This is a genomic window from Verrucomicrobiota bacterium, assembly GCA_016871535.1.
GTDB lineage: Bacteria > Verrucomicrobiota > Verrucomicrobiia > Limisphaerales > SIBE01 > VHCZ01.
The window spans coordinates 1-8,334 of record VHCZ01000270.1 but is presented as its reverse complement, the minus strand read 5'-3'; the positions used below and the strand labels follow the sequence as shown (position 1 = coordinate 8,334).

Annotated in this window: 7 protein-coding genes; 3 read left to right on the top strand and 4 right to left on the bottom strand. The window is 59.4% G+C overall.

What is annotated here, in order from left to right:
* Positions 1-188: 188 nt before the first annotated feature.
* The 3 genes from FJ398_23415 to FJ398_23405 all read right to left on the bottom strand — a co-directional run bounded on the left by FJ398_23415 (position 189) and on the right by FJ398_23405 (position 2,033).
* Complete coding sequence (locus FJ398_23415; GenBank protein MBM3840851.1) at positions 189-395, bottom strand: hypothetical protein; 207 nt, start codon at positions 393-395, stop codon at positions 189-191.
* Positions 396-481: 86 nt separating this feature from the next.
* Positions 482-1,126: a dTMP kinase gene (gene tmk / locus FJ398_23410; GenBank protein MBM3840850.1), complete on the bottom strand. Its 645-nt coding sequence runs from the start codon at positions 1,124-1,126 to the stop codon at positions 482-484.
* A gap of 97 nt (positions 1,127-1,223) precedes the next feature.
* On the bottom strand, positions 1,224-2,033 hold the full coding sequence (locus FJ398_23405) for a DUF1573 domain-containing protein (protein ID MBM3840849.1): 810 nt from the start codon (positions 2,031-2,033) through the stop codon (positions 1,224-1,226).
* A gap of 210 nt (positions 2,034-2,243) precedes the next feature.
* On the opposite strand from FJ398_23405, the gene FJ398_23400 reads away from it, so the two are divergent.
* A complete protein-coding gene (locus FJ398_23400) occupies positions 2,244-3,725 on the top strand; it encodes a DUF1501 domain-containing protein (protein ID MBM3840848.1) in 1,482 nt (493 codons plus the stop codon).
* A 227-nt stretch (positions 3,726-3,952) separates the two neighbouring features.
* Positions 3,953-4,528, top strand: a complete 576-nt coding sequence (locus FJ398_23395) for a hypothetical protein (protein ID MBM3840847.1) — start codon at positions 3,953-3,955, stop codon at positions 4,526-4,528.
* Positions 4,529-4,614: 86 nt separating this feature from the next.
* Here the strand turns inward: FJ398_23395 and FJ398_23390 are convergent, their stop codons facing one another.
* Positions 4,615-5,328, bottom strand: a complete 714-nt coding sequence (locus tag FJ398_23390; protein MBM3840846.1) for a type II secretion system protein — start codon at positions 5,326-5,328, stop codon at positions 4,615-4,617.
* 485 nt (positions 5,329-5,813) lie between these two features.
* Between FJ398_23390 and FJ398_23385 the strand changes: the two genes are divergently transcribed.
* Positions 5,814-7,586: a redoxin domain-containing protein gene (locus FJ398_23385; protein MBM3840845.1), complete on the top strand. Its 1,773-nt coding sequence runs from the start codon at positions 5,814-5,816 to the stop codon at positions 7,584-7,586.
* Positions 7,587-8,334: the final 748 nt, after the last annotated feature.

Sequence of the window (8,334 nt, the reverse complement as noted above, 5' to 3'; positions counted from 1 at the left end):
CGGCGCAACCCGAAGGGCGGCAGTTCTTTTTCGCCAGACTTCGTTGCTTGCTCCTTACAGATCCACTTCGGGATATGCTCGTCGCTCGCGCCTCGTCTGGCCGAAAAATCCCTTGCCGCGAACGTGAGCGTATTTATGAAATGGACCACTAAGTGGTCCATATATGAAATGGACCGCCAAGGCGGAACTCACTCCGAAGGAACCTTAACCTTCGGAACATCGCGTGCGACTCGCGTCAAATCGCTATCAACGATATGGTCGTGCTGCGCCTTGGTTTCGTCGATCCGATCTTGCAGATCGGCCAGAACCGTTCTCATCTTCTCGACGATCATCTGGTTCGTCTCGATGAACAGTTTCAGATTGTCGATCTGATCGTTATGACTCTTCCGGTCCAAGCATCCCTCTCAATGCTGAACAGGGTCGCTGAAGTCGGCGCCGCTGTAAATTCGGGGAAAACCTGATCCTGGCATCGGATTCTGCGCTACTTCGGCAGACGCGCCGAGACTTCCTTCCAAATCAACGCGCTGACGGCCCCGATGTCCTGCGCGGCATCAATCACTCGGACGCGGTCCGGTTCCGCAGCCGCGATGGCCCGGTAACCTTCCTCGACGCGCAGAAAAAAATCGCGCCCGGACTGCTCGAAGCGGTCGCTCTGAGGTCCGGCGGCACTCGTCCGGGTGCGACGGCGCTCTTCGCTCACCTTGACCGGAATCATCAGGAGCAGGGTCAAATCCGGGCGTGTCTCGCCCACGGCGAAGTCAATCACCGTCCGAACGAACTCCAAATTCAATCCGCGTCCATACCCTTGATAGGCGGTCGTTGAATCATAAAACCGGTCGCATAATACAATCTCCCCGCCGGCCAGGGCTGGACGAATCACCTCGCGGATCAATTGTGCCCGGCTCGCGTTCATGAGCAACAGCTCCGCTTCGGCGGTCATGGACCGATTTGGCGCGTTGTGTTTGAGGGTGTGCCGGATTTCTTCGCCGATCGCAGTGCCGCCCGGTTCCCGCAAAACGCGGCAGGAATGGCCCAGGCTTCGAAGGCGTTCGGCGAGCAGGTTAATCTGCGTGCTCTTTCCGCAGCCTTCCGTGCCTTCGAACGTGACGAAAAAGCCGGGGGTCATGGGGGTCAGGAGTGTTGGAGCATTGGAGTTTTGGACTGCTGGGGCAACTCAGAAACGCACTACTCCAACACTCCATCACTCCACTCGGGTCTGGCTTTCAGAAGCTCGAACCGGATGTTCCGCCAAAAGGATCGCCGAAGTCGCTGCTCTTGGCCGGACGGAAATGATCGCTCAGGAAAGTCACGAGCGATTGGATCTGCGCGTCATCCAGCGGGCCGCCGGCCGCCTTCGTGAACGCCGGCATGAGGGTTCCGGGCCTTCCGAAGCGCACCCAGTTATCCCAGTAATTCTTGTCCGTCGGCTTGGTCATCGACAGCGCCTTCAAGTCCGGCACCATCGAAGCGCGGTGCTCGGCTTCATGGCAAATCCCGCAAGCCGTTTTGTAGAGAGCCTCTCCGGTTTTGCCGAGGGTCGGATGCACGTGGCAGGTGGCGCAATCCCCTCGAAAGACGGCTTGCCGGTCCGCCAGCGCCATCATCTGATTCAATTCGCGCGGATCCGGTTCCGGAATATTCACATTGACCGTCAGCAAACTCAGGCCCGCCGTCGAGTCCACCGACACGATCTTGCTCAGGAGTCCGCGCTTGCCGCGCAGGTCCACGCGAATCTCCAACTGGCCGCTGGCTCCGGCGGCCAGGCGCCAGGGCAGCGTCGGAAGCTTGGCAATCGTGCAACCGCAGGAGGTGCGCACGGCGTTCACGGCGACTTCGGACGGTGCCGTATTCGTCAGGTTGAAAGCCATGAGCACGTTGGTCTCGCCCTTTTGGGCGTTGTAGGTCTTCGACGTGGCGTCCCAAACCAGCGCCGGGTTCTGGGAAAGATTCTGAGCGAAGCTTGCGACGACGCTGAGCCAGAGGATCAAGCCGGCGTAACGCGCTGTCTTTATTTGGGCATTCAACGTTTTCATCCCGAAAGCACGCACTCTATAAGCAACCGGCGACGCGTTGACGAGTAAATTTTGCTGGTATGCCCTCAGTCGAGAATGGGGCGAGGCTCCCGCCGAGCCAATGCCATCGAAGAAAGGCTCCGCAGGAGCGTCGCCCCACCGTTCTTAAGTGAGGATAATTTTGCTGTTTTCATCCCGCGTTCACCTGTGCGATGGTTGGCGCAAGCTCGCATGAACTTGCCCAATCACCAATGGGGTCCAGACCTCCCCGCGCAGCCCTTCGTTTCGCGCCGCCAGTTTCTCACCCGCAACGCCCTCGGAATCGGCAGCCTCGCCCTGGCCTGGCTGCTGAAGGAACAGAGATTGCTCGCCACGCCGCCCAGCATCCCGCGCGCGCCGCAAACCTTCGACTTAAAAGCAAAGCCAACTCTTTTCACGCCGCGCGCCAAAGCCATGATTTCGCTTTTCATGCACGGCGGGCCGAGCCACATCGACCTGTTCGATCCCAAGCCCGAATTGAGCAAACGCAGCGGCGAAGATTATCCGGGTGAAATCAAATTCAGCTTCATCGACCGGGCGACGAAGAAACTTTTCGGCAGCCCGTGGAAATTCCAGAAGCACGGCCAATGCGGCATGGACGTTTCGGAGTTGCTGCCGCACTTCGCGGAGATTGTCGATGACGTCTGCCTGATCCGTTCGATGCACACCGACATCAACGGCCATGAGCCGTCGATCTGGTTCATGAACACGGGCAAATCGCAACCGGGCCGGCCCGCGCTGGGATCGTGGCTGACCTACGGACTGGGCGCCGAAAATCAAAACCTGCCGGCTTACGTCGTCCTCACCGATCCGGGCGGGCACCCGGTCGATGGCGCGCGCAATTGGTCCAACGGCTGGATGCCTCCGCTGTTCCAAGGCACGGTGGTGCGCGCGAAAGAACCGCGCATTTTCAACCTGGAACCGCCGCCGCACTTGAAAGGAACCTTGCAGGCGCAGAATCTCGCGTTCCTTGCCGAACTGAATCGCGCCCATCTGGAACGGCATCCCGGCGAAGCCGACCTGGAAGCGCGCATCGCGAGCTACGAACTGGCCGCGCACATGCAAACGGCGGCGAAGGAAGCGCTCGACCTTTCCGGCGAGAGTGAAGCGACGAAGAAGCTTTACGGCCTGGACGAACCGGTCACGCGCGAATACGGCACGCGTTGTTTGATTGCGCGGCGTCTGGTGGAGCGCGGCGTGCGCTTCGTGCAGTTGTTTGTGAACGGACAAATCTGGGACAACCACCAGAGCATCAAGAAAAGCCTGGCCGACTGCTGCCGCAAGACCGACAAGCCTTCCGCGGCGCTCGTGAAAGATCTGAAGGCGCGCGGGCTGCTCGACAGCACAGTCGTGCATTGGGGAGGCGAGATCGGGCGTTTGCCCGTGACCGAGAATCACGGCGCGGAAGAAAAGGCCGGGCGCGATCACAACGGCCAGGGCTTCAGCACGTGGCTGGCCGGTGGCGGGTTCAAAGGCGGCACCGTCTATGGCGAGACGGACGAGTTCGGCCACAAAGCTGTGGTGAATCCCGTCAGCCCAAACGATTATCATGCGACGCTGCTCCAGCTCTTTGGCCTCGATCACACCAAGCTTTTCTACCATCACAACGGCCAGCCACAATTGATCACCGACGGCAAGCCCTGCCGCGTCGTGAACGAGATTCTTGGGACGTAGGGTGGGCTTCCAGCCTGCCCCAGTTCCGTTAAATCGTTACAACGTTAAATCGTTAAATCGGTTGAATGGGGGGGGGAGAGAAGCCTCACGCAAAGGCCGCGAAGAGCGCGAAGCCAAAGGAATGGCGCCTGACCGCTACCGCCACCCGGTGACGGTGCGATTTGCGAGGTTCCGCAGCCTGACCTTTGCGTCCTTGGCGATCTTTGCGTGAGACCAGAGACGCGAAGTTGCGCGAATTCCGAGCAGCGCCCATTTCAACCGCAGATGGAAAGCTCTCCCAATTCGTGTCAATTCGTGAAATTCGTGTCTCGCCAGGCTCTCCAGCCAGGTTCCTCTCTCCCGGAGCAAAAATTCAGATAAAATCGTCTGGCTCGCTGTCGCGCGAACAGGCGGCGCTTCTGGCGGAAGATACGGCCTTTCTCGGTTTGGAGAATCCCATCGCCTTTTTGACTGCGCCGAATGGTTTTCTTGTTGCGGATGGTGACGGCTACTTCTGTCCGCTATTTGCGGCGGACAACAAGCACTTGTCGCCGAATTTCGTTCCGATCCAGCGTCAAGGTGGATTGGCGCGCGGCGTGGTGATGAAGCGGCGGTCGCTCGAAGGCGTCGCGCAACAGCAGAGTTTGCTGTTGGATCCGGCCTTGTTCAAACGACCGGACGGCAGTCAGATGAGTCCGGAGGAAACTAATCGCGTGATCATGCTCATTAAATTAAATGATAGGAATATGCGAAATTCGAATCTCGAAATCCGAATAACCCGCTCCGGTGCGTTTGGTTTGGGTTTATCCCAATGCAACTCTTGAATTTGTTTTGAGTTTCGGACTTCGGCATCAGAGAAAAGGATGCCGGGGGCGGGCGAGCCACGAAAAATTGAAGACAGTGAAACTCGTTACGGCTTCTGCTCCCGCCAATCCTCGACGGTCATGCGGCGGGCATTCTTCCAGCCGGCATGACCATCGACGTACATCAAGTTCGGGCCTTGTCCGTGCCGCGTCGCGGCGACTCGCCGCTCGCCACTCAAACGCGCGGTCGCCGCAGTGGAAGGATACGGAAGGTGATTCGGCGACCACACGTCGTTGAGGTCGTCCGCGCCCAGGATGCTGGTGAGAGTGAAAATGGGGCGCCAGGATCCGTTCTCATTGTCGGCGAAATAAATCGTCTCGGTAGGATTTTGGAATCGACCCACCTTCTGGAGGCCAACGATTTCGGAGCCGGTCATGTCTTTTGGGGTGCTGAATTGCCAGGCGTTGACCACGTAACACATCACCTGCCGTTTGTCCGGATAACTCGTGCAGGTATAAACTTTGATTCTGCCGTATTGGTCTCGGCTGGCTTTGGTGCCGCCGAGGTAAGGGATGTACAGCTCCCACCAGAACGGTTCATTGCCGCGCGGAACGACACCGTTGGAATCGTCGGCGTACAGAATCATGGCCAGGCCCAGTTGTTTCAGGTTGTTGTAGCAATTCGTCTTTCTCGCCTTCTCTTTGGCTTTGCTCAGCGCCGGCAAGAGCATCCCCGCCAGGATGGCGATGATGGCGATGACGACGAGGAGTTCAATCAGGGTGAATCCACCGGCGCGCCGGCCGGTTGTTCGAGCGGTCATAAACGAATCGGGTTGAGTGATCGACGATGCGGCAGAACATAACGCCGACCGGGAGTTTGCGACAAGAGCAATGCCTGGGTGGATGGCCACGTCTCGATGACCTCGTGGAAAGTGATGTCGAATGGATTGAACGGAAACTCATGCATGTGACCGGTTACGGGCTGAGGCTCAGGGCGAGGAGAACCGGTGGAGCGGCGGCGGCGTGCGCGCGGCGGAGCATCCGCTCGACGGTGAGGTGCGCCCTCGACGGCCAGCGCCAACCCCGTTTCCAGCCGCTGTGGTGCCCTGAGCGGCCTGGCTGGAGGCTACGACCGCCTTCGGGGCTGCTGGGCGGTCGCCCAGCAACCCCGACACCAGCCCCGAAGGCCGACCAAGCACCTGCCAGGGGACAATTCCGCCGCGTTTCGCCTTGAATGGCCACCCCCAGCCAGGCACACTCCAGCCACGTCGAAAAAGCAAATGCCTAGCAGTCAATCCGTTTGCCCATGATGATTGATCTCCTACTCGCTCTCAGCGCGGCCCTGGCGGCCGACACCGCCACTTTCCCCAACGCTCAACCGCCCGCGCTCGGAGCTATCGTAAGGGACTTTGAACTTGTGGACACCCATCGCCGCACGCGCACGTTCGGCAGCTTTCCCGACAAGAAGGCGTATGTCGTCGTATTCCTCGGTACGGAATGCCCCGTGGCCAATCTCTACGTGCCGCGGCTCATCGCGTTGCATGGCGAGTTTGAATCGCGCGGGGTGCAGTTCCTGGGCATCAATTCCAATCCGCAAGACTCCTTCGCCCGCATGGCTGGCCACGCCCAGGAAAGAGAAATCCCCTTTCCGGTGCTCAAAGACTTCGATCAGAAGTTCGCCAAGTCCATCGGAGCGACTCGCACGCCGGAAGTTTTCCTGCTGGACGCCGATCGAGCCATTCGGTACCGCGGCCGCATCGACGACCAATACACGGTGATTCACCGCCGGCCTGAAGCGGCGCGCGATGATTTGAAACTGGCCCTTCAAGAATGGATAGAAACGAAGAAGATCGCCGTGACCGGGACGACGGTTTCGGGTTGCGCCATCACTTGGCTGGATCAACCGCGCGTCCAGGAACCTGTCACCTACGCCAAGCACATCGCGCCGATCCTTCAGCAGCGCTGCCAGGAATGCCATCGGCCCGGCCAAGTCGGGCCTTTCTCGCTGCTGACCTATGATGCGGCCAAGCGCCGCTCGGCGATGCTTTATGAAGCGGTCCTGGAAGAACGGATGCCGCCCTGGCATGCGGATCCGCATTACGGCGCCTTTGCCAATGATCGGCGGCTCTTGCCCCGCGAAAGGGAATGGCTACTGGCGTGGATCGAGCAAGATTGCCCGCTCGGCGCGGAGGAGACCGCTCCGTCTGCCAAGGATTTTCCCGAAGGCTGGACGATCGGGACGCCGGACTTGGTGATGCAAATGCCGGTTGAAGAAACCGTCCCGGCGACGGGCGTGGTGCCGTATAAGTATTATGAGGTGGATCCGGGTTTTAAGGAGGATGTTTGGTTTCAAGCGGCGGAGGCGCGGCCGGGCAATCGCCAGGTCGTTCACCACATCGTGGTGTACATGCAGGTGCAAGGCCAACGGATCTTCGCGAAGGACGGAACGACTTCAATTCTCGTGGGCTGGGCGCCGGGCGACATGCCGGCCATGTTCCCGGACGGCGTGGCCAAGCGGATTCCCGCCGGCGCCAAACTCAGGTTCGAGGTTCATTACACCCCGAACGGGACAGAACAGCAGGACCGTTCCTCGATCGGGATCATCCTGGCCAAGGAAAAACCGAAGCAGGAAGCCATGATGAATATTCTGGCCAAATGGCGCTTTGAGATTCCGCCCGGCGCGCCCGCTCATCGCGAGCAAGCGAGTTATACCTTCCCGGAAGACGCGCACATCTTGTCGCTCATGCCGCACATGCACTACCGCGGCGTGCGGGCCTATTATGAAGCGAAGTTCCCGGACGGCCGCACGGAACGGCTGCTTTCGGTCCCCAGCTATGATTTCAATTGGCAAAGCGTTTACCGGTTCCGAGAGCCGTTGTTCACGCCCAAGGGAACGACCATCACCTTCACGGGATTCTGGGATAATTCCCGAGATAATCCATTAAACCCCGATCCCACGCGCGCCGTGCCCTGGGGTGAACAAACCTGGGACGAAATGCTCAACGGCTGGCTGGAGTTTGTGTTTGTTGATCCGCCAGGCCAACAAGTGGCTCTCCAAGACGCAGGACCCGGGCCGTAAACGGAACGCGAGGTTGCCCGAGGAACGCGCGGAACAGACAGAAACGGGAAGCTTGGCCACGAAAAGCGTGAGTGGAAAGTGAAAGAAACGGGGTCAGTCCCACATATTGACACTATCCTTGTCCCCGCCGCCGCGCCGACAGCAGATTCGACAAACTCGCTCCCGTCACCATCTGCAACCGGGCGGCAATCCACTGCAAGGTCACCTGCCTGCCGGCAGGCAGGTCGTCGTCTCCGCCCGCAATTTCACCGCCAGCTTCAACTTCGACTTGTCACCGTTCTTCCGCGCGGCCAGTTCCGCCTCCGTCCATCCCAGCTTGGCAAGCCCTGCGCGCACCAGCCACTGCGCCCGTCTTCGACATTCGACATTCGACATTCGTCACTCGACATTCCCAAGTGCCGCCGGTTGAACCGCGCCGTGGAAGTCATGCATGAGTTGAATGGTGTCCAAGATTCCGGTTCAAGATTTGGCATAAAGTAGGCGCAGGGAGGCCAAGGCTTGGCTACAGGAAGCTGGAGAGAAAAAATGGGCGCGCAGCCAGCGAATAAGTTTCACGCTGTGCTGAGTGGCGCGGTGAAGCAAATCCAGGAGTTTTGGCCAGGGGAGAGATTTTTTCTTCACTAACTTTTTGGCCACGGCCAATCGTTGGGCCCGGCGGCGATCTTCGGCCTGGTTTTGGACTCCGGCCGGCCCCAGGACGTCGTGCTCGAAGAGGAGCAGCAGATTGTGCGTCAGACACAAAAGTTGA

Excerpts from the sequence above, each read along its gene's own strand:
- tmk (MBM3840850.1), bottom strand. The coding sequence starts at position 1,126 with ATGACCCCCGGCTTTTTCGTCACGTTCGAAGGCACGGAAGGCTGCGGA.
- FJ398_23400 (MBM3840848.1), top strand. The coding sequence starts at position 2,244 with ATGAACTTGCCCAATCACCAATGGGGTCCAGACCTCCCCGCGCAGCCC.
- FJ398_23385 (MBM3840845.1), top strand. The coding sequence starts at position 5,814 with ATGATGATTGATCTCCTACTCGCTCTCAGCGCGGCCCTGGCGGCCGAC.
- FJ398_23405 (MBM3840849.1), bottom strand. The coding sequence starts at position 2,033 with ATGAAAACGTTGAATGCCCAAATAAAGACAGCGCGTTACGCCGGCTTG.
- FJ398_23390 (MBM3840846.1), bottom strand. The coding sequence starts at position 5,328 with ATGACCGCTCGAACAACCGGCCGGCGCGCCGGTGGATTCACCCTGATT.